We start from the raw sequence: 21,921 nt of genomic DNA, 5'->3' as shown, positions 1-21,921 counted from the left end.
GGATGATCAATAGGGGCGTGTGCTTGAGGAAAGGGAATGACGATGGTCTGAATCGCCCCGATTTTCCTAGATATCTCCAAGCCTCAAAGGAGGCGCCCTCAGGCAAGGTTTGATCAGTCCGCTTTTGGCCGGTAGCTGCCTCTCGCCGACGACTGCTTCCGGCCAGAAGCGGGCATCAGCTAGCTGCAGGCTCCGTCTAAGGCGATTGTCAGATCCACACTAGCCTGAGCAATTGACTATTCACCTCAGACAGCCCCCTCGGATGTTACCTCTGGTCTCCTGTAGGCCATGCCAACAGAGAGCGGTGCTGTATGGATGAAGCCAAACTGTGCGTACAGGTCTTGTGCTTGGCCATCCGCGATGAGGCTCACGTAGCCGCTTTCAGGAACATTGGCTTCGATGTACTTCAGGATTTCGCCCATGATGCGCTTTCCTAGGCCATTGCCCTGATGTTCCCTGAGGACAGCAATGTCTACCACTTGAAAGAAGCAACCTTCGTCGCCGATGACTCTCCCCATTCCCACCGGTTGAAACTCATGAAGAATTTGGACAGCAAAGAGCGTATTGGGCAAACCCCGAGCTGCTGCTTCAGCAGTCTTCGCGCTGAGGCCAGCGCCGATGCGAAGAGCTTGATAAGTCTGAACAGAGGGTACCTCGTGCAGGCATGAGTAAATGGTCATACGTTCCGCTCGATACATTGGAAAAAGTAGTGTGTCTAGTATCAGGCTTTACTGCTAAGCCTGTGATGCAGAAGCCGCTCGCCACTGGCCAGTGAGCGAACGGAAACGTCGCCTCTATAGATAAGTATTTCCTTGGGTACCAGCAGGCACCAACCGGCCGGGGCGAGGCTCAACTTTCCCTGACATAGACAGGTAAGCCATTACATAAGGGCCCGGTTTACACGAGCTTGCTTCTGAATACATCTCCGGATGTGTCTGCGTAGGCGCGGGTACGCGCAGAGCTATGCCAGCACCGCGATGCGTTTCTCTATCAGCGCCAAAGTAGTGCTCCTTCCATAGGCGATCCCGCTTTCTACATCATCCCCAAGCTGCCCCGGCGGCACCGTGGCTCCGGCTTCCCGCAGTTGGGTGGCGATCTGCTGCAGCTCGTTAATCGCGTCGCAGCCAAAGGGAGACAATTCGGCCATGTGGATGAGCTGCTGGAGAATGAACTGAAGCCCGTGCTCGGTATTACCCATTTGTTCGACTTGCGTGAGCTCTAGGGCCAGCCGTAAACCACTTATGTCACTGCGATACGGGGTTCGCATCTGAATACCCTCCGGCAGGTTTGCCAGTTTGACATCGTTGATCGACTGAAAGGTTCATATAGGGAGGCGGTGATTCTGGGTTCAGATAGGCAGAACATTGCAGCCCGCCCGAGGTCTTCCGAAGACCCACCGGAGATTGCTATGGAAACCTTTAAAGAGCGCAGCCGCAGACTTGCCAGAGTAGCTTGTGCCTCCTGGGCAGCGATTGATCAATATCTGAGTAGCGATCCAGATCTGAACTCCTCTGATGCCAGGGAGCGTATGTTTCAGCTGGAGTCAGTGGCGGAGCAGGCGCACGACGATTACTTCGAGGCCGTGGATACTGAACAGGCGAAGAGCTCGAACACGTGAGTGTGACGCCGAAGGTCTGCCTAAATTACCTTGAGCTCCCAAAGTACAGCCCTATCGACATAAGCAACTTAGCACGACTGCATCTGGTAGATGAGTTCCCTGCATCGAGCAGTAGTTGCCGGTCCGATTTCCGGCCAAGCGGACATAGAAAGCGACCCTCGACTCAGGCTCCAGCAGGCAATCGCCAATCGGTCTAACACGAAAGAAGCATGCTCGGGGAGTAGGCCAGGAAGCGTTCTGCTCACAGGTCCCTGTACCACGCGATAGTAGGAACGCAGCTGTTCCCAAGGACTCAACTATGTACGGTACCGCTCAGTGCGGGCGTATAGTTTGTCTCGCTTAGTGAGAGGGATTGAAAATGACCACGGAGCCTACACCGCAACAGAATCACCTGCTGGCGGCCCTCTCAAGCGAAGTTCAGGAGAGACTTTTCAGCCATCTGGAGCATGTTTCCTTGCCCTTGGGGAAGGTGCTCTACGAGTCGGGCGATACCATGCGCCATGTCTACTTCCCTACCGACTCGATCATCTCGCTGCTCTATGTGATGGAGAGCGGCGCATCGGCGGAAATATCGGTGGTAGGCAACGAGGGTTTGGTCGGCATAGCTCTGTTCATGGGCGGCGAAAGCACGCCCAGCCGGGCCATCGTGCAAAGTGGCGGCTCCGCCTATCGGCTGCCGGGCCAGCGCCTCAAGGATGAATTCAATCGGCATGGCGAGTTACTGGTGCTGATGCTCCGTTACACCCAGGCGCTGATCACCCAGATGTCCCAGACCGCGGTGTGCAACCGCCACCACTCGATCGACCAGCAGCTGTGCCGCTGGCTGCTGCTGTCACTGGACCGCCTACCCAGCAACCAGCTGACCATGACCCAGGAACTGATCGCCAACATGCTCGGGGTGCGCCGCGAAGGCGTCACCGAGGCGGCCGGCAAGCTGCAGCGCCAAGGAGTGATCGAGTACAGTCGCGGGCATATCACCGTGCTCGACCGCTGCAAGCTCGAGCAACTGAGCTGCGAGTGCTACGCCGTGGTGAAGAAGGAAACCGACCGCCTGTTGCCCTATATCCTGCGTAATGCCGATGTGGAGTCCAGCTGAGGCCTGCCACGCAGAGGCATGACGATAAAGGCCACGCAGCGTGCTGTAGCGAACAGAACGGTGCGGCGCGCTAGCGCAGACTGCAACAGCGGGATTGCCAGGCACCCTTCCCTCGCCCTCGTCGGCTCGCTCCGTGCTGCTGGACATCGTCATGTCGGCTCCCGCCCCGCCGCCCATCGTCAATCTTCTGTTGCACAACCTGCCCCACAAGGAACACCAGCGAGTCCTGCAGCACTGCGAGCCGGTGGAACTGGTCTTCGGGAGCGTCCTCTGCGAGACCACCAAGCCCTTCCGCCACCTGTACTTCCCCCTGAGCAGCTTCATCTCCCTGGTCACCATCCTGGGACAGCATCGCCCCCTGGAGCTGGGCCTGATCGGTAACGAAGGCATGTTGGGCGCCACTCTGGCCCTGGGCATTGCGGCCGCTCCCAGCCGCGCCGTGGTGCAGGGCAGCGGCAGCGCGCTGCGCATCAGCGCCACCCACCTGCGTCGGGTATTGCGCGAATGCCCGACCCTGCAGCGCACTCTGCAGCGCTATCTCTATGTAACGCTGACCCAGCTATCGCAGAATGCCGCCTGCGGGCACTTCCACGAACTCGAGCCACGCCTGGCCCGATGGCTGTTGATGACCCACGACCGAGCCCATGCGGATCACTTCTACCTGACCCATGAATACCTGGCGGACATGCTCGGGGTACGCCGCAGCGGCGTCACCATAGCCGCCGGTGCGCTGCAGCTCCGCCGGTTGATTCATTACAGCCGCGGGCAGATCAGCATCCTCGATCGCAGCGGCCTGGAAGACGCCGCCTGCGAGTGCTACGCAGCGCTCAGCGAAGGCTACGCCCGGCTGCTTGAGGCGCCGCGTCCGGCTACAACCTAGCGTCCGATGTGAATGCCGGATTCATCTGGTTCCCGCATTTGCTCGCCTGTAGCAGGGCGGTGAATGGCTCGCTCGCCACGCCATGGCTGAACAGGTAGCCCTGCCCTTCCTGGCACAGTTCACCCTGGAGAAAGGCCAGCTGCGTATCGTTCTCCACGCCTTCGGCGACGACCTGATAGCTGAGGCTGGCGCCCATGGCGATCACGGCGCTGGCGATGGCGCCGTCGCCGGCGCTGATGGTATGCACGAAGGACTTGTCGATCTTCAGCACATCGATAGGGAACTTCAGCAGGTAGCTGAGGCTGGAGTAACCGGTACCGAAATCGTCCATGGCGAGCTGCACACCGATGCCCTTGAGCTGATACAGGATCTCGGCACTGGAGTCGGCATCGCGCATCAGCACGCTTTCGGTGATTTCCAGCTGAAGACAGGCTGGCGGCAGACCGCTCTCGTCGAGAATGGCCTGCACTCCCGCGACGAAGTCCGGATGGCGAAACTCCAGCGCGCAGACATTCACCGATATCAACGGCAGCTCGAACCCGTCCTCCTGCCAGCACTTGGCCTGCCGACAGGCCTCGCGCAGCACCCAGCGACCAATCGGCACGATCAACCCGCATTCCTCGGCGATGGCCACGAAACGCTCCGGCAGGGTCACGCCCCATTGCGGGTGCAACCAGCGCAGCAACGCCTCGGCACCGGTGATGGCGCCTGTCGCCAGGTTCACCTTGGGCTGGTAGTGCAGCATGAACTCGCGCCGGTCCAGGGCCTGCCAAAGGTTGCTTTCGATGACCTGCCGCTCGACCGCACGCACGTTCATCGCATGCTTGAAGAACTGGTAGTTGTTCCGCCCCACTTCCTTGGCGTGGTACATCGCGGTATCCGCGTTCTTCATCAACTCCTCGGCACTGTCGGCATCCGCCGGGTACACGCTGATGCCGATGCTGCAGGTCACGTGCAACTCATGCTGGTCGATGGAATACGGAGCAGACAGCGCCGCAATGATCTTGTGCGCGATGACGCTGGCATCCTGCATGTCACGCCCCTCCGCCAGCAGCACCACGAACTCGTCTCCGCCATTGCGGCTTACCGTATCGGTGTTACGCACGCAGGCCGAGAGCCGCTGCGCCACCATTTGCAACAGCTGATCTCCCGCCGCATGGCCGAGGGAATCGTTGATGTGCTTGAAGTGATCCAGGTCGAGGAACATCAGGGCAATCGCATTGCCACTGCGATCCGCCAGGCTGATCGCCTGGGCGATACGGTCGCTGAGCAGCAGGCGGTTGGGCAGCCGGGTGAGGGAGTCGTGCTGGGCCAGATAGGCCATGCGCATGGCCATGGCACGCGCCTCGGACACATCGTGGAACACCACCACGGCACCGCTGATCTGGCCATCGGGATCGAGAATCGGCGCGGCGGAATCCTCGACCGCCACATTGCTGCCATCGCGCCGCACCAGCATGATCCCGGCGGTCATCCCCATTGGTTGTTTCTGTTCCAGCACCAGGCGCACCGGATTGACGGCAGCCGCAGCCGTTTCGTCATCGACCATGTTCATCACCTGGTCGATCGGTTGACCATGGGCGTCGTCACGCGGCCAGCCGGTCATGTTTTCCGCCGCCGCATTCAGGTAATCGACATTGCCCTGCAGATCCGTACCGATGACGGCATCGCCGATCGAGTTGAGGATAATTTCCGCCCGGGCCCTCTCAACGCCGAGATGCGCCTCCGCCGTCCGGCGCTGAATGATGTGGCGCAGAGACTGGGCCACCAGGTAACTGGCGAACAAGCCCTTCAGCAGATAACCCTGGGCGCCGCACTCCAGTGCCTGCAACGCCAGGGTTTCGTCCTCCGGCACGCACAGGGTCATGATCGGTACCTGCGGTGCTGCGGCGAATAGCTTCTTGAAGGTTTCGATACCCTGGCTATCGGGCAGAGCCAGATCGAGTAGCACCGCATCGATGCCGCCGCGCTGCATGCGCTCCAGCGCAGCGGACAATGTCTTGACCTGTTCGCTGTTGAAGGGTCCATCCGCCGCTTCGCCGAGCATGCCCAGCAGCCCCCGGCAATCGACGGCGTCCGCGGTGACAATCAGTATCCGGTAGGTCATCACCCGTCTCCGTTCAGTACTGTTAGGTGTGAGGTGGTACGGAGGAGCACCTCGCCGCGCAAAGCGAACTCATGGCTGTCCCGGTCCGCCTTCATCCTCATCGGCAGTCGACTCCAGCTGGATGTACTGCCGCTCGTCCGACAGATTCCGTATGGGCGCCCCGTCGACCTCGGGTTGCGGCGGGATCCGTGGTTCGTGGATCTCGTTGGGCAACGGCGCGTACTCGGGAACGCGTTCCGTCGATTCGATATCGGTGTCCGGGATATCCGGCTCGATTGGCTTGTTCATGCTGACCTCCAATGCAGACCCTCTCTCACACTGAAGGCGGAGCTCGGGCAGGTAGACCATGACAGCCATGTCCGAGTCTGTCCGTACGCTAACGCGCATATGGGGTAGAGCCATCGGAGCAGGGCCGCAGGCTTTACCGGCGGTGGTTCGCTAGCGTACAGACCGGCGTCCGACAGCCGCACAGAATGGGGGCAACCAGAGCAGCCAGCAGATCTCGCCATGCACGGAATGACAGAGTCACATCTAGTCCGCCACATCAATGCACAGTGCCATCCGCTACTGCGCTACCTGCACAAGTTGAGTGGCGTGCACTACTCCGCCACCTATGAGTCCCCCTTCGGCTACGAACTCAACCCACTGCACGGTCGCAGCCGACACGCCACCGTGGAGGAGCTGGCCAATGCCGAGGTCTGGCAGCTGATGCCGTAGCCGAACGGAGGGATAGAGCCAGGCGCTTCTGAGCCGAGCCTGCGCACGCAGCTACATCCCCCGCACGTCATCATCACAGGAGGTATTGCCATGAGCAGTTTCAGCATCGAAGGTTGGCGCAAAGCCAATGGGGCAGACAGATCCACGCCGATGGAACATATCGACTTCTATCTGAACGGCGTCGACCACCTGCGCCTGGAACAGGCAGAGGAATTCCTGCAGAAGAGCCACCAGCGCGAGACCACGGTCGATGTCGATCTGGCGACACTGAACCTTAGCTTGCCGCAAGAATGCGGAGCCCTGGCCGACTGCAATCTGCGGGTCTATCTGCGGCCAGGCGATCAGCGTGGCCAGTTCCATCTGGTCGGTCACCTGCTCAGCGATGGCAGCCTGATCTACAGCAACGCCATTCTGATCGACCAGCTCATGTAGCCGTAACCAGCCCTGCATGCCTGCCTGGTCGGAGGTCCCTGAAGCATGTGCAAACGGATCGCCACGCCAGCCGTTCTAGCGGCGGCGTGATGATCCCGCAGCAAGCAAGGCTGCGTTAAAACACCAGTCCATTGGACTGCACGCTCTTCACACCGCGTACGTTCTGCGCCAGTTCGATGGCCAGGTCGTGCTCGGCACCGTTGCTGACCCTGCCGCTGAGGCTGACGATGCCCTTGCTGGTAGTCACATCGATGGCCGAGCCGGACACGTTGCTGGAGTAGAGCAGGGTCGACTTGACCTTGGTGGTGATCCAGCTGTCGGCCATCTCGACGCCCGCTTCGTCGGTCATGTTCTTGCTGTTCTCTGCAATGGTCGGGCGCAGGGCATTGACCTTGATCTGGTTGTCCAGCGCCACCACGCCGCGGGTGTTCTTCGCCACGCGCCCGGCCAGATCGCGCTCGGCGGCGCTCTGTGCGGTGCCGCGCAGGGTCACCCGGCCGTACCGGGTATCCACATTGGTGGCCATGCCATCGGTGTTCTTGCCCCACAGCAGCTTCGACTTGATCTGCGCGGTGATGCCCGCGTCATCGATGGTGTCACCAAAGCTGCGCTCGGCACCGGGCTTGGCCGGCTGGTACTCGGCGTTCACCACGATGCGGTTGTCGACGTCGGTGATGCCTTTGACGCCCAGGGCGATTTCCCTGGCCAGATCCTTGTTGACGTCTTCGGCGACATTTCCGGTCAGCGTGGCCTTACCGTTGTCCACCGTGACTTTGAGGTCGTTGGCGCGCAGATAAGGGCTCAGCGCGTAGGTGGTCCAGATCTGGGTTTCCTGGCGGGCATCGGTGACCTCCTGCCCTGCCGTGGCGGCAAGGGCTCCGCCACTCGCAGTGCTGATGGCCAGGGCGATGGCTGAAGCCAGGCACAGGGTGCGCGATTGTCTGTTCATGGTGACCTCTGAGGAGCCGCAGCACACACGATTGCGTGGGGACGGGTTGAGGACATTGGCAGGCGCCGCGCCGCTCGTCGGTGCGCTAGCGCGCTTAGAGCCGACCGGCCTGCCAGGCTATGTGCGCTAGCGGACAGACCAGGCCGGCCGGTCTGCGCAGACTTGGCTCCTGAGCTACGCCATCCCGTTGCCCCACCGCGAGCTCCCACAGGTCGCCGAATACAGGCGTGGCCGGTCAAGGAAACAATGCCCAGCACATGGCTCCGTAACCTGTTGCCCCAGCGCAGTTCGCCTCGTAAGTTTGCCTACGAACCCGTCTTGCGTGCCGAACTGTTCAGCGCCGAGCAGATGGCCAACCACGGCCACCTGCTGGCCAGGCAGCACCAGCTCAGCCCACGCTCGACCTCCGCGGCCCTGCTGGTGCGCCTGGACGACAACGAGGCGCTGCTGGTGCACAGCTGCAGCATGCTCGGCGAGGTGCCGCCGGCCACGCGCCGCGCCACTCCGGCGGCGGAATGGCTGCTGGACAACTTCTACCTGATCGAGGAGCAGATCCGTACCGCGCGTAAGCACCTGCCGCAGGGCTACAGCCGCCAGTTGCCACGCCTGGCAGGCGGCCCGTCGAGCGGCCTGCCGCGGGTCTACGACATCGCCCTGGAAACCATTTCGCATGGCGACGGTCGGGTCGACAGCGACAGCCTGAGACTCTTCGTCGCCTCCTACCAGACGGTCATGCCGCTCACCCTCGGCGAGCTGTGGGCGATCCCGATCATGCTGCGCCTGGCGCTGATCGAAAACCTGCGCCGCGTGGCCTCGCGGGTGATGGCCAACTGGGACGACCGCAATCTGGCCAACGACTGGGCCGACCGCCTGCACGAAACCGCCGAGCACGATGCCAAGAGCGTGCTGCTGACCGTCGCCGACATGGCCCGTTCGCAGCCGCCGATGACCAGTTCGTTCGTCGCCGAACTGGCCAGGCGCCTGCAGGGGCAGAGCGCGGCGCTGATCCTGCCGCTGACCTGGATCGAACAGACGCTCAGCGAAAGCGGCCTGAACATCGAGCGCCTGGTGCAGCTGGATGCCCAGCAGCAGGCTGCCGAGCAGGTGTCCATCAGCAACAGCATCAATAGCCTGCGCAAGCTGTCTGCTATCGACTGGCGCAGCTTCGTCGAGAGCATGAGCCGGGTCGAACAGGTGCTGCAGGAAGACCCGGCGCAGGTCTACCCGCACATGGACTTCGCCACGCGCGACCACTATCGCCATGTGATCGAACGCCTGGCCAGGCAGTGCGCGCATAGCGAGGAAGAAGTAGCCCGCGCCACCGTCGACCTGGCCGGCAATGCCGCCACAGGCGTCGGCGCCCATGTCGGCTTCTATCTACTAGGCGAGGGCCTGGGCGAACTGGAACGGCGCCTCGACGCCCGCATACCGCCGAGCGAGGCCTGGCAGCGCCTGCTGCGTCGCGCGCCGCTGACCTTCTTCCTCCTGCCGGTGCTGATTCTCAGCGTGCTGCTGGCCTGGCCCTTCCTCACGGTCGCCCAGGCCAACGGCGTGAGCGGCGGCCTGCTGGCCCTGCTCGGCGTACCCGCCCTGCTGATGACCAGTTGCCTGGCCCTGGGCCTTGTCAACTGGCTGGTGACCCTGACCGTGCCTCCGCACATCCTGCCGCGCCTGGACTACAGCGCCGGGATTCCCGAACAGGCACGCAGCCTGGTGGTGGTGCCCACCCTGATGGGCTGCGCGCGGGACGTCGAGGAGCTGGTCGAAGGCCTGGAAGTGCGCTTCCTGGCCAACCGCGACGCCAACCTGCACTTCGCCCTGCTCACCGACTTCATGGATGCGTCGAGTGAGGTGCTGGAACAGGATGCCGCCCTGCTAGCGCTGGCCCGCCAACTGATCGAGGCGCTCAACCACAAGTACCCCCCGGTCGGCGCCGAACGCTTCTACCTGCTGCACCGCCCGCGCCGCTGGAACCCAGGCGAAGGCATGTGGATGGGCCATGAGCGCAAGCGCGGCAAGCTCGCCGCGCTGAATGCCCTGCTGCGCGGCCAGGGCCAGGAACAGTTCGCGCTGATCGTCGGCAATATTGCCGCCCTGCCGCGGGTGCACTACGTGATCAGCCTGGATACCGACACCCAGCTGCCGCGCGATGTTGCCCGGCAACTGGTCGGCGCCCTCGCCCACCCGCTCAACCAGGCGGTGTTCGACCCGGTGCGACGCCGCATCAGCGCCGGCTATGCGATCCTCCAGCCTCGGGTCGGCATCAGCCTGCCGAGCACCGCGCGCTCGGCTTATGCCCAGTTGTTTGGCAGCGACGCCGGGGTCGACCCCTACACCCGCGCCGTCTCCGACGTGTATCAGGACCTGTTCCAGCAGGGCTCGTTCATCGGCAAGGGCATCTACGCGGTGGATGCCTTCGAGCACGCGCTGGAAGGTTGCTTCCCCGACAACCACATCCTCAGCCACGACCTGATCGAGGGCTGCTACGCCCGCTCCGGTCTGCTCAGCGACGTGCAGCTGTACGAGGAGCATCCGGCCCGCTACAGCGCCGACTGCAAGCGCCGCCATCGCTGGATCCGCGGCGACTGGCAGCTGCTGCCCTGGCTGCTGCCGTGGACACCGAAGCCCCAGGGCGGCCTGCAGCGCAATCGCCTCGGCGCGCTGGCGCGCTGGAAGATTCTCGACAACCTGCGCCGCAGCCTGGAGCCGACGGCTTTTCTCGCCATGCTGCTGTGGGGCTGGCTGGCTATCGACCAGGCGCTGCTGTGGACCCTGGCGGTGCTCGGCCTGGTACTGACCCAACCCTTGCTCGGCACATTGCTGGAACTGCTGCGCAAGCCCCACGACACGCCTTTCGGCCAGCACCTGCAGGCCGCCGCACGCATGGCCGCGCTGCATTTCGGTCGTGCCCTGCTGGCGCTGGTCTGGCTGCCCTTCGAGGCCTTGTTCAGCCTGGACGCCATCGCCCGTACCCTGTGGCGCATGCTGGTCAGCCGGCGCCACCTGCTGCAGTGGAGCCCCTCGCGCGAGGTGGAGCGCAGCAGCCGCAACGATCTACCCGGCCTGTACCGGCTGATGTGGATCGCCCCAACGCTGGCACTGGCCTGTGCCGCAGTGCTGGTGGCCAAGCCCACGGTACTGGCCCTGGCCAGCCCCCTGCTATTGCTGTGGCTGGCCAGCCCGGCCATCGCCTGGTGGCTGAGTCGGCCCAGGGCCCGAGCGAGCTTCGAGCCTTCCGCCGAGGAGCTGCGCTTCCTGCGCAACCTGGCGCGCAAGACCTGGGCCTTCTTCGATCAGCATGTCGGCCCGCTGGACAACTGGCTGCCGCCCGACAACATCCAGGAGCAGCCGAGCCTGGTGATCGCCCACCGCACCTCGCCCACCAACATGGGCATGGCCCTGCTCTCGCACCTGGCCGCCCACGATTTCGGCTACCTCAGCGGCGGCCGCCTGCTGGCGCGCCTCGACCAGTCGCTGAGCAGCATGGCCAGCCTGGAGCGCCATCGCCGGCACTTCTTCAACTGGTACGACACCCAGACCCTCAAGCCCCTGCCACCGCATTACGTGTCGACGGTGGACAGCGGCAACCTGGCCGGCCTGCTGCTGACCCTGCGCCCCGGCCTGCTGGAGCTGGCGGACCAGCCCCTGCTCACGCCCCGGCTGTTCACCGGCCTCGCCGACACCCTCGCACTACTGCGCGAGGCGGTGATCGGCGCACGGCTCGATGAGCATGCCCTGCGCGACGTCCAGGGTGAGCTCGATAGCGCACTGGCAGCGCCGCCGCAGAGCCTGGAGTCGACCTGCCTGCTCCTGCAACGGCTGCTCGAGCGCAGCCGCCTGCTGCGCCAGACCCTGCACCCGGCGCCTGGCAGCGACGGCGAACGCTGGCTACAGGCACTGGTGGCGCACTGTGAAGACCTGCATGACGAGCTGCAGCTGTTCCGCCTGCCGCCGCTCGACACCGGCGCGCAGCCGGTGCAGGCAACCTGGCGCCAGCTGGCGCAGCTGAACAGCACGCAGTGGCGCGCCGCCGACCAGGCCCAGGTACAGGCGGTGCAGCGCTGCGCCAGCGCGCGCATCGCCTGCGCCGAGCACCTAGCCCGACAGGCCGGCGAGCTGGCGCAGATGGATTTCGCCTTTCTCTACGACCCGCAGCGCGACCTGTTCGCCATCGGCTACAACACCGACGAAAACCGTTTGGACGCCGCCTACTACGACCTGCTGGCCTCCGAGGCGCGGCTGACCAACTTCGTGGTGATCGCCCAGGGCCAGCTGCCCCAGGAAGGCTGGTTCACCCTCGGCCGCCTGCTCACCAGCAACGCCGGCGTGCCGGTGCTGCTGTCCTGGTCCGGCTCGATGTTCGAGTACCTGATGCCGCTGCTGGTAATGCCCAACTATGCCGGCACCCTGCTCGACCAGACCTGCCGCGCCGCCGTGGCCCGGCAGATCGAGCACGGCAACCAGCTGGGACTGCCCTGGGGTGTGTCGGAGTCTGGCTACAACACCCAGGATGCCCACTTCAACTACCAGTACCGCGCCTTCGGCGTGCCCGGCCTGGGCCTCAAGCGCGGGCTCGGCGAAGACATGGTGGTGGCCCCCTACGCCTCGGCCCTGGCCCTGATGGTCGACCCGCAGGCTGCCTGCCGCAACCTGCAGCGCCTGGCCACCCAGGGCCTGAGCGGCACCTTCGGCCTCTACGAGGCGGTCGACTTCACCCCGGCGCGCCTGCCGCGCGGGCAGAGCGCGGCGGTGATCCACTCGTTCATGGCCCACCACCAGGGCATGAGCCTGCTGGCACTGACCCATGTGCTGCTGGACCGGCCGATGCAACGGCGCTTCGAGTCCGACCCGCAGTTCCAGGCCACCGCCCTGCTGCTGCAGGAGCGCGTCCCGAAAACCGCCGCGCAGTACCTGCATGCCGCCCACTCCCCGGCCGCCGACGCCGCCGCGCGGATCAGCGAGACCAAGCTGCGGGTGTTCACCGACCCGGATCGTCGCCGCCCGGCCGTGCAGCTGCTGTCCAACGGCCGCTACCACGTGATGCTGAGCAGCGCCGGCGGTGGCTACAGCCGCTGCGACGGTACGGCCGTGACGCGTTGGCAGGAGGACACCAGCCGCGACCACTGGGGCATGTTCTGCTACCTGCGCGATGTCGCCAGCGGCGACTTCTGGTCCGCCGCACACCAGCCGACCCTGCGTCGCACGGCCAGCTACGAGGCGATCTTCACCGATGCCCGCGCCGAGTTCCGCGTGCGCGAGCGCGACTTCGACAGCCATACCGAGATCGTCGTCTCGCCCGAGGACAACATCGAACTGCGCCGCCTGCACCTGACCAACCGCGCCCGCGTCCGGCGCAGCCTGGAACTGACCAGCTACGCCGAAGTGGTGCTCGCCCCGGGCATAGCCGATGCCCTGCACCCGGCCTTCAGCAAGCTGTTCGTGCAGACCGAGCTGGTGCCGGAGCTGCAGGCGATTCTGTGTTCGCGGCGACCGCGTTCGAGCCAGGAGCACGTGCCCTGGATGTGCCACCTGCTGGCCGCCCACGGCGTGGACATCGACACGATGTCCTACGAGACCGATCGCGCGCGCTTTATCGGCCGCGGTCGCAGTGCGGCCCGCCCGACGGCGCTCGACAGCGGCGTCGACAACCTGTCCGGCAGCGCCGGCTCGGTGCTCGACCCGATCGTGGCTATCCGTTGCCGGATCAGCCTGGAGCCCGGCCAGACCGCGATCATCGACCTGGTCAGCGGCATCGCCGACACGCGCGAAGCCTGCCTACAGCTGATCAACAAGTACCGCGACCGCCACCTGGCCGACCGCGTGTTCGGCCTGGCCTGGACCCACAGCCAGGTGCTGCTGCGCCAGCTCAACGCCTCGCAGGCCGATGCCCGACTGTTCGAGCAGATGGCCGCCTCGATTCTCTATGCCAACGCCGCGCTGCGCGCCGATGCCGGCGTGCTGCTCGGCAACCAGCGCAACCAGTCCGACCTCTGGGGCCAGGCGATATCCGGCGACCTGCCGATCGTCCTGGTGCAGATCGCAGACCCGGCCAATATCGAACTGGTCCGCCAACTGGTGCAGGCCCACGCTTACTGGCGGCAGAAAGGCCTGGCGCTGGACCTGGTGATCTGGAACGAGGACCAGGCCGGCTATCGCCAGCAGCTGCAGGACCAGATCATGGCGCTGGTCACCTCCGGCAGCGAGGCCAGCCTGGTCGACCGACCGGGCGGCATCTTCGTCCGTCCGGCCCAGCAACTGTCCAACGAGGACCGCCTGCTGATGCTCGCCGTGGCGCGCCTGGTGCTCAGCGACAGCAATGGCAGCCTGGCCGAACAGGTGCACCGGCGCGCCAGCGAGCCGGCCCTGCCGCGCTTCAATGCGGAATTGATGCGCACGCCCCGCCGCCTGCCGGCCGGCCCACAGCCCGGCCACACGGCGCTGTTGCTGGGCAACCCCTACGGCGGTTTCAGCGAAGATGGCAGCGAGTATGTGATCCGTCTGGGCCAGGGCGTCAGCACCCCGGCGCCCTGGTGCAACGTGCTGGCCAACCCGCAGTTCGGCACGGTGATCAGCGAGAGCGGCGGCGCCTATACCTGGAGCGAGAATGCCCATGAATACCGCCTGACGCCCTGGCACAACGACCCGGTTGGCGACGCCAGCGACGAGGCCCTGTACCTGCGCGACGACGACAGCGGCCACTACTGGTCGCCCACCCCGCTGCCACGCCCGGGCACGGGCAGCTACACCACCCGCCACGGCTTCGGCTACAGCGTCTTCGAGCATGACGAGGACGGCGTCCACAGCGAGCTGTGGGTGTACGTGGCGCTGGATGCCTCGATCAAGTTCTCGCGCCTGAAAGTGCGCAACCTCTCGGGACGCGAGCGTCGCCTGTCGGCCACCGGCTACGTGGCCTGGGTGCTCGGTGACCTGCGCGAGAAATCGGCGCTGCACGTGGTCACCGAGCAGGACCCGGTCAGCGGTACCCTGTTCGCGCGCAACGCCTACTCCATCGAGTTTCCCGGCCGAGTGGCGTTTTTCGATGTCGACTCGCCGGCGCGCAGCGTCAGCGGCGACCGCAGCGAATTCCTCGGCCGCAACGGCAACCTGAACGCCCCGGCGGCGCTGGCCAAGCCGCGTCTGTCGGGGCGTACCGGCAGCGGCTTAGACCCGTGTGCGGCGATCCGGGTGGCCTTCGAGTTGGCCGACGGCGACAGCCGGGAGATCGTCTTCCGCCTCGGCGCCGGCCACGACGCCAAGACGGCCGCGCACCTGGCCCTGCGCTTTCGCGGCGACAGCGCGGCCAGCACCGTGCTCGACCAGGTGCGCAGCCACTGGCGCACGACCCTGGGGGCGATCCGGATCAGCACGCCCGAGCCGGCCATCGATGTGCTGGTCAACGGCTGGCTGATGTATCAGGTGATCGCCAGCCGCTTCTGGGCGCGCAGCGGCTATTACCAGTCCGGTGGCGCCTACGGCTTCCGCGACCAGCTGCAGGACAGCATGGCGATGATCCATGCCAGCCCGGCCGCCAGCCGTCAGCACCTGCTGTTGTGCGCCGCCCATCAGTTCAGCGAGGGCGATGTGCAGCACTGGTGGCATCCGCCACTGGATCGCGGCGTGCGCACCGGCTGTTCCGACGACTACCTATGGCTGCCCCTGGCCACCAGCCGCTATGTGCGCATCAGCGGCGACCACCGCGTGCTCGACGAGCCAGTGGGCTTTATCGAAGGCCGCGCGCTGAACCCCGGTGAAGAGTCCTACTACGACCTGCCGCAACGCTCTTCCCTGCAGGAAAGCCTCTACCAGCACTGCGTGCGCGCCATCGAGCACGGCATGGCCCGCGGCGCACACGGTCTGCCGCTGATCGGCTGCGGCGACTGGAACGACGGCATGAACCGCGTCGGCGAACAGGGCCAGGGCGAAAGTGTGTGGCTGGGCTTCTTCCTCTACGAGGTACTGCAGCAGTTCTCCGCCACCGCGCTCACCCGCGGCGACGCGGCGTTCGCCCAACGCTGCGCGGAACAGGCCGCACTGCTACGCAGCAGCCTGGAGGAGCATGGCTGGGACGGCGCCTGGTACCGCCGCGCCTACTTCGACGACGGCACCCCGCTGGGCTCGGCGAGCAATGAAGAATGCCGCATCGACTCCATTGCCCAGAGCTGGTCGGTACTCTCCGGAGCCGCCGCGCCTCAGCGCCAGCGCAGCGCCATGGACGCGCTGGAGAAACATCTGTTGCGCCGCGACCTGGGCCTGGTGCAACTGCTCGAGCCGCCCTTCGACAAAGGCGCGCTCGACCCCGGCTACATCAAGGGCTATGTGCCCGGCGTGCGCGAGAATGGCGGCCAGTACACCCACGCCGCCGTGTGGGCGAGCATGGCCTTCGCAGGCCTGGGCGACAGCACGCGTGCCTGGGAACTGCTGCGCCTGATCAACCCGGTCAATCACGGCAAGGCGACGACCATCGAGCAGTACAAGGTCGAACCCTATGTGCTGTCTGCCGATGTCTATGGCGTGGCGCCGCACGCCGGGCGCGGCGGCTGGAGCTGGTACACCGGCGCGGCTGGCTGGATGTACCGGCTGATCGTCGAGTCGTTGCTCGGCCTGCAACGCAACGCCAATAGCCTGCGCCTGCAACCGGTGCTGCCGGCCGACTGGCCGGGGTTCAGCCTGGACTACCGCTTCGGCACCACGCTGTACCGGATCGAGGTGACGCAGCAGGCCGACGCCGTCCCATCGCTGCATCTGGATGGCGTGCTGCTCGAGGGCATCGATTGTCCACTGGTGGACGATGGTCACGAGCACCGCGTCGAGCTGCGCTGCCGGCCGAGTTGAGCGCGCAAGCGCGCCGACGCCCTGAAGTGCGATGCGCTATGAGCTGCCGCACACCAGCAAGAAAATAGGCGAGAGACTTGCAACGATACGGAGCCATTCAACCCGCTACGTTGGTGATCGCACAGACAGTCGGCGCTGTATCAACCAGGCTGAAGCTTCGACTGTCTCGCACAGTTCCCCATCAGGAATAGCAGCATGCGCATCTATCAGCACAACATCGCAGGCCTATTCGCTCGGCGCGACAGCGCCGAAACCGCCCTGTCCATGCTCATGCAGAAAGGCCTGCGCAGCGATCAGTTGCGAATTACCGCCATCAAAAACCACAGCTCACCGGCTCCTGACGCTCTGCGGGGTCAGCCACGGCAGCCAAATAAACTTCATGCTCTATACCGTCATCGGCGCGACTGTCGGTTTCGTTGTGGGGCTGCTGGTGGAATTCGTGCTGCTGGTGAGCGACACCATCCCATTGAATATCTTCTCGGTCGCCAGTCCAGCGATGCTTGTAGGGTGGTGCGTCCTCGCTGGCGCGTTTCTTGGCTGCGCCGCAGGTACCGCAATCCTTTGGCAACCGTCTCAGACTGAAGATGAAAGTGATGTGATGCTGGTGGCGAAAACTCATACCGAAGGAGAAACCGCTATTGCCCGGACAGTGATCAAGGCCTCGGCGGATATGTACAAGGAAGACGACCTGCTCATCGAGGGACGAGCCGAAGTTGCCAGATAACTCTGTGCGGCAACTGCGCTCATCAAGCGCGCCTAGCTGATCGCTATCGCTTTCCTGGCTGTGTCGTGGCATCAGGCTAGAAACGGAAACCTGGCCGGTGGGGATGCACGTCAACAATCTCCAACCGCCTGGCTACCAGCCCATAAGGGGGTTCGACTTCGTCCACGACACTGTTCCGGGTTTCGAACAGGTCACGCCTATGCAAGCTCGATGCATAGGTTTCCCAGGCCCTGGCTTGCTGGCGCGCGGCCTCAAGCTCCCGCGCCGACAGATATAGAGCAGCTATCAGGGTAGCGACCGCCAGCATCGCCAGGGCTAAGCCGAAGGCGAGCATTGTCATGCGGGAGTGCGTACTCATAATTTGCTCCGACCAACCAGTCGGCAGAAGTCGCGGCACAGGTCGCCGCGGCACATACCGATCAGTTGAAAAATCAACACTCGCCAGTCAGTACCGACTCCGCACACAGCATTGACCTGCACATAGCCATCAGCGCACCCGAACAGCAGACCGAGAGGCTCTGCCCATTTCGTCAATGAGCGAGGGAATCGACCAGCTCAGTCCAGATATCGCCTAGCTGAACCGGTATCACCTTGGGCCTACTTGGATCGGGTTAGCTATCCATCAAGTCATCTTGCGGATCACGAGTGGTCCGTTCTCGCCTCTCATGCGTGAGAGGCGGCGACTCGTGTAGCTCGCCCGGTAGTGGCAGGCGGGTGGACTCGTCGCTGCTCGGCTGCATGGCATCAGGCTCCGGGGCTTGCGGCTGGCCATCTTCTCGCGGCCGTTCTGGTTCTCTAGGCTTGTGCATGGTCGCCTCCAATGAGGACTCAGTGGGTACGCAATAGCGCACCCTGGGCAAGAAAGGTGACAGCAAACAGATTGCCCTGTCCGTGCGCTGGCGCGCATAGGACATGCGCCCAACAGCGTTGGCTATCGCACAGACAATCAGGGCACAGGCAGCCCAGGCTGTGCGCTTCCACACCGGCCTATTCGCCGACACCCAAAGGAGCTAACCATGCAACCGCAAAACCATTTGCCCATGTCGGGCAACAGTAGCGACAAGTCCGCAACCACCGCCCCCACGCTCGCGCAGTCCGGAGTTTCCCGTGACTTTCACAATCTGCTCGCAGACATCGAGGATCTGATCAAGGGGGCCACTTCACTGACTGGCGAGGAACTGATCGAGGCCAGAAACAAACTCAATACCCGCATCGTCGAGGCTCGAGCAGCAGCCCGGGACATGAGCGACAGCGTGGTGCAGCGGGCACGTCAGACAGCCACCGTGGCCAACGAGTATGTTCATGAACAGCCTTGGAAAGCGCTTGGCGCGGGCATCGCCATCGCCTTTCTGCTCGGCTTCGTGATGGCGCGACGTGGGTAGACTGCCGTGAGAGAGTGGAGGCAATATGCGAGAGCCCACCATGGCACCGCAATCGCTACCTGACAGCCTGGCACTCGAGCTAGTGCTTCAACCTGCGACTGCCCCGGGCAATGGGTGCTGCAATGCCTTCAACCAGCTTTCGAGGTTACTGGAAACACGCTGCGGCTGCTCCAAGGGTGTCAAATGACCTGCCTCCTCGATTTGCGCCAGTTGCGCCCCCACAATTGCCGACTGCATTTCAACATGCAGCGCGGGCGGCGTGATGGCGTCCTCTAGACCACACAGCAACAGCGTGGGACATACGATCTGCCCCAGGCTAGCACGGCTATCCATACGCCCGAGCATGGCCAGTTGCTGACGAATGAAGACTTCGGGGCCAAGGCTTTCGGCCATCGCCGTGACCACCTGCACCAGTGCAGCATCCTGCTGGTGCAGGGGATGCAGCAACCTGGGCGGCAAGCTGGCAACGAACGCGGAAAAGTCCTGTTCGGCCTGGCACATCGCCTTCACCCTGGCCCGCTTGCTCTCGAAGTCGTCGGCGTGCGCGCTGGTATCAAGCAGGGCCAGCGCGAGCACCCGCTGCGGAGCCTGGCGCATGATCTCCAGGGCGACATAGCCACCGAGGGAAAAACCCGCCAGGACAAAACTCTGCCCCTGCACCTGAGCCAATGCGTCCTGCGCCAATTCCTCCATGGAATCGGCCTGACTCAGATCGACCACAGCGACATGCGCCACGTCTGCCAACGCAGCAAGCTGGTGCTGCCACAGGCGGGCGTCACACAGCAGCCCCGGCAAGAGAAGAAGATGCGGCTTGTTCATGGCGTACCTCAAGGAGTTAGCGAACCTCCGCCGCGGCGAAGGCGATGAGCACTACTTTCCCCCGGCTATGCCCCAGACACCGTTCGCTAGCGCACGCTATGCCGGCAGTGTTGGCGAACGTACAGACGAAATATCGAGAGCTCTCTAACCTGCAGCCTCGACCAACACTGATGAATGGCCCCAAGGAGCAGCACATGCACAACTACCAGCACAGTGTCTCAGGCGCCTTCTCTCGGCGTGATCTCGCGGAAAGCGCACTGTCCCAGCTGATTCGACGAGGCCTGCGCAGCGAGCATCTGCACATCATTGCCGTCGACGCTACGGATACGGCAAAGGCAGGGGCACTGGTCAGTCACCACGCCGCGCTGTTGCGCTTGCTGCGCTATGGCATAGTCGGCACGGCCGTTGGTGTCGCTTGCAGTGTGCTGTTGGAGGTGGCGCTATTGCTCGGCGACTCCAACCCATTGCAGGCTTGGCTGCTGCTCGGCCCCGCGATGCTGATCGGCTGGGGTGCGCTTCTGGGCGCACTAGTGGGCTGTGCGGTCGGTGCGGCAATCATCTGGCAGCCGCTGCAGAGCAGTGCCGATGAAGACGTGCTGCTGGTGGCACAGACACACAGCGTGCAAGAAACCTCTATCGCCCGCAAAGTGCTCAAGGCCGCTGCCGGTCGCTGCCAGGATGTCGATATCTACACCACCCGTAGCGGTGGAGCTGTTGGTTCAAATGAGCCCGAGAAACAGTAGGGCCAGCATGACAATCACCATGACTCCCAGCCCACCACTCGGCCAGTAACCCCAGGTGCGACTGTATGGCCAGTTGGGGATGACGCTCATCAGCAAGCCGAACAGTAGAAGCAGTAAAAGGACACTCAGGTTCATGGAGTTCCCCTTGCGGTGGAGGGATGGGTTAGCTGCCGTCCGGTCCTTGGGCCGCAACTCCTCATGCATCAGCATGAACGCATGCACCTGGCCAATCTGTACGCAAGCGCACGCAGGGACGCCTTCTCTCTGCGGAGCAGTGCAGCTGGTCGCGTGGGTTTTGCGCTGATGAGGACGAAAGCTCATTCGCATGCTGCGCTCGATGGCCAAGGTGCACCGACAACGCGAAGCAGGAGGGACAGGTACCGCGGTAGCCAAAAGCCACACCGACGCCCAGACGAACGACGGTGCAGGTCATGGGATAGGGTCTTGTAGAAAACAGCTTGTGCTCTAGCCCCTGCGACAGATCCAGGTCGACGAGCTAGAAGTCTCCCGACGAGACTGACCCACTATCCTTGCTGGTGTCGGCGCTCATTGGTTCTGGCTGGACTCAGGAGTTCTTCGATTTCTCACTAGAGCCTTGGACTTCGCCCTGGGCAAGCTTCTTCTCCTCCCGCTCGCCCTTGGCACTAGGCTGCGGAGCATTCTGCTTCTGCGGCCCCTGGTTGGCTCTGTACTGCTGACTGTTGCCAGAAGCCCCGTCTTTCTGTACTTGCCCGGAGCTTTTTTCCGGAGTCTTGGGGCTGCGTGGCTCGTTGGACTTGTTCATGGTGACCTCGGTTGGAGCATGGCGCCGGCGATATGCCGATACCGAGGGAGGACGATGACAGCCTGCACAGCAGAGGTCGGTGCGCTAGCGCGCTTAGCGCTCACGAGCGTCAGTTTTCACTGAGCGTCAGTAGGATGTCCGCGTACCAGGTGCAGTTGAGTCCCAGCGCCTCGTCCTGCATACGGTCGCGGCTGCCCAGGTCAATGCGTGCCGAGTGGATACCGAGCAGCAACCATGGCAACTCTTCCAAACCATTGCGTGCTACTGGAGCCCGCATCACTACCGGCGCGCCGCTGGTGCCACGGTGGGTGCGTGCATCGGTAAGGAAGTAGCCCTGGCCCTGAAAGCGCAGGCCGAAAGACGAAGCAAGCACAGCATGGCGAACAACTGGCATGTGATGCAGGCTGTCGTGAAAGCCCAGGGGAAAGCCCACTACCAGCAACGTCGTGCCGACCTCGACAGGAGCACCAGACCACTGCAGATGCGCTGGTGTGAAAGAGTGATAGACCACCGACACCGGCAATGCCGCACGCTCGATCTCGAGCATCGCCACATCGATGGCACCTGCCGCGTCCAGCCCTTGGCGCCACAGGCTCTGGCCATCACGATACAGCGGTACAGAGAAAATACAGGAGCAACCCATGTCATCTGGGTCGCTGTGCACTTCGATCTCTAAGCGTTCGGGGAAATGCCGGCTCGGCTCATCCAGCAATACATGCCGACTGGTCACCAAGAACAGGTGTTGGTCACGGGCGAAGAAAAAAGCCGCTGGCATTGGTCAGCATGCGCGCCCCTGCGTAAGTGCAGATCCGCACAGTGCTGAGCAGCAGAGGCTCGA

General features: G+C 63.8%; 18 protein-coding genes. 9 read left to right on the top strand and 9 right to left on the bottom strand.

Annotated features, from left to right (window positions below; translation table 11 throughout):
* Positions 1–245 precede the first annotated feature (245 nt).
* Together FFS62_RS07255 and FFS62_RS07250 are read right to left on the bottom strand one after the other, a co-directional pair.
* Complete coding sequence (locus FFS62_RS07255; protein ID WP_137972093.1) at positions 246–680, bottom strand: GNAT family N-acetyltransferase; 435 nt, start codon at positions 678–680, stop codon at positions 246–248.
* A 281-nt stretch (positions 681–961) separates the two neighbouring features.
* Positions 962–1,267, bottom strand: coding sequence for a hypothetical protein (locus FFS62_RS07250; RefSeq protein WP_137972092.1), 306 nt, complete (start codon positions 1,265–1,267; stop codon positions 962–964).
* Between the two features lie 141 nt (positions 1,268–1,408).
* Here FFS62_RS07250 and FFS62_RS07245 point away from each other — a divergent pair, with 141 nt between their 5' ends.
* The 3 genes from FFS62_RS07245 to FFS62_RS07235 all read left to right on the top strand — a co-directional run bounded on the left by FFS62_RS07245 (position 1,409) and on the right by FFS62_RS07235 (position 3,594).
* A complete protein-coding gene (locus FFS62_RS07245) occupies positions 1,409–1,618 on the top strand; it encodes a hypothetical protein (protein WP_137972091.1) in 210 nt (69 codons plus the stop codon).
* Positions 1,619–1,976: 358 nt separating this feature from the next.
* Positions 1,977–2,714, top strand: coding sequence for a Crp/Fnr family transcriptional regulator (locus FFS62_RS07240; RefSeq protein WP_137972090.1), 738 nt, complete (start codon positions 1,977–1,979; stop codon positions 2,712–2,714).
* Positions 2,715–2,865: 151 nt separating this feature from the next.
* Positions 2,866–3,594 (top strand): Crp/Fnr family transcriptional regulator, encoded by a 729-nt coding sequence (locus tag FFS62_RS07235; RefSeq protein ID WP_137972089.1) that lies wholly within the window; start codon positions 2,866–2,868, stop codon positions 3,592–3,594.
* Here FFS62_RS07235 and FFS62_RS07230 read toward each other — a convergent pair.
* Both FFS62_RS07230 and FFS62_RS07225 read right to left on the bottom strand, forming a co-directional pair.
* A complete protein-coding gene (locus FFS62_RS07230; RefSeq protein ID WP_137972088.1) occupies positions 3,584–5,701 on the bottom strand; it encodes an EAL domain-containing protein in 2,118 nt (705 codons plus the stop codon). The genes FFS62_RS07235 and FFS62_RS07230 overlap by 11 nt on opposite strands.
* A gap of 69 nt (positions 5,702–5,770) precedes the next feature.
* Positions 5,771–5,989 carry a hypothetical protein gene (locus FFS62_RS07225; RefSeq protein ID WP_137972087.1) on the bottom strand — a complete coding sequence of 73 codons (219 nt, stop codon included), beginning with the start codon at positions 5,987–5,989 and terminating at the stop codon, positions 5,771–5,773.
* 219 nt (positions 5,990–6,208) lie between these two features.
* On the opposite strand from FFS62_RS07225, the gene FFS62_RS07220 reads away from it, so the two are divergent.
* Entirely contained in the window at positions 6,209–6,418 is a 210-nt protein-coding gene (locus FFS62_RS07220) for a hypothetical protein (protein ID WP_256662135.1), read from the top strand.
* A gap of 90 nt (positions 6,419–6,508) precedes the next feature.
* Positions 6,509–6,850, top strand: a complete 342-nt coding sequence (locus tag FFS62_RS07215) for a hypothetical protein (protein ID WP_137972086.1) — start codon at positions 6,509–6,511, stop codon at positions 6,848–6,850.
* A 115-nt stretch (positions 6,851–6,965) separates the two neighbouring features.
* Here FFS62_RS07215 and FFS62_RS07210 read toward each other — a convergent pair whose 3' ends face one another.
* Positions 6,966–7,799, bottom strand: coding sequence for a BON domain-containing protein (locus FFS62_RS07210; RefSeq protein ID WP_137972085.1), 834 nt, complete (start codon positions 7,797–7,799; stop codon positions 6,966–6,968).
* A gap of 246 nt (positions 7,800–8,045) precedes the next feature.
* Between FFS62_RS07210 and FFS62_RS07205 the strand changes: the two genes are divergently transcribed.
* From FFS62_RS07205 to FFS62_RS07195, 3 genes are all read left to right on the top strand, one after another.
* Positions 8,046–16,631, top strand: a complete 8,586-nt coding sequence (locus tag FFS62_RS07205) for a GH36-type glycosyl hydrolase domain-containing protein (protein WP_218569276.1) — start codon at positions 8,046–8,048, stop codon at positions 16,629–16,631.
* Between the two features lie 379 nt (positions 16,632–17,010).
* Positions 17,011–17,355 (top strand): hypothetical protein, encoded by a 345-nt coding sequence (locus tag FFS62_RS07200; RefSeq protein ID WP_137972084.1) that lies wholly within the window; start codon positions 17,011–17,013, stop codon positions 17,353–17,355.
* A 1,016-nt stretch (positions 17,356–18,371) separates the two neighbouring features.
* On the top strand, positions 18,372–18,737 hold the full coding sequence (locus FFS62_RS07195) for a YqjD family protein (RefSeq protein WP_137972083.1): 366 nt from the start codon (positions 18,372–18,374) through the stop codon (positions 18,735–18,737).
* An 87-nt stretch (positions 18,738–18,824) separates the two neighbouring features.
* On the opposite strand, the gene FFS62_RS07190 is transcribed toward FFS62_RS07195, so the two are convergent.
* Positions 18,825–19,556 (bottom strand): alpha/beta fold hydrolase, encoded by a 732-nt coding sequence (locus FFS62_RS07190; protein ID WP_137972082.1) that lies wholly within the window; start codon positions 19,554–19,556, stop codon positions 18,825–18,827.
* A gap of 194 nt (positions 19,557–19,750) precedes the next feature.
* Between FFS62_RS07190 and FFS62_RS07185 the strand changes: the two genes are divergently transcribed.
* A complete protein-coding gene (locus FFS62_RS07185) occupies positions 19,751–20,299 on the top strand; it encodes a hypothetical protein (protein WP_137972081.1) in 549 nt (182 codons plus the stop codon).
* On the opposite strand, the gene FFS62_RS07180 is transcribed toward FFS62_RS07185, so the two are convergent.
* From FFS62_RS07180 to FFS62_RS07170, 3 genes are all read right to left on the bottom strand, one after another.
* Positions 20,276–20,389 (bottom strand): DUF3309 family protein, encoded by a 114-nt coding sequence (locus FFS62_RS07180; protein WP_256662164.1) that lies wholly within the window; start codon positions 20,387–20,389, stop codon positions 20,276–20,278. The two genes, FFS62_RS07185 and FFS62_RS07180, sit on opposite strands and share 24 nt — an antisense overlap.
* Positions 20,390–20,864: 475 nt before the next feature.
* On the bottom strand, positions 20,865–21,083 hold the full coding sequence (locus tag FFS62_RS07175) for a hypothetical protein (protein ID WP_137972080.1): 219 nt from the start codon (positions 21,081–21,083) through the stop codon (positions 20,865–20,867).
* A 109-nt stretch (positions 21,084–21,192) separates the two neighbouring features.
* A complete protein-coding gene (locus FFS62_RS07170; protein WP_256662134.1) occupies positions 21,193–21,858 on the bottom strand; it encodes a serine protease in 666 nt (221 codons plus the stop codon).
* Positions 21,859–21,921: the final 63 nt, after the last annotated feature.

The organism is Pseudomonas sp. F(2018) (assembly GCF_005508865.1).
In the GTDB taxonomy this organism is placed as follows: domain Bacteria; phylum Pseudomonadota; class Gammaproteobacteria; order Pseudomonadales; family Pseudomonadaceae; genus Aquipseudomonas.
Note: the sequence above shows the minus strand (reverse complement) of the source record. Positions and strands in the feature narration are given on the sequence as shown.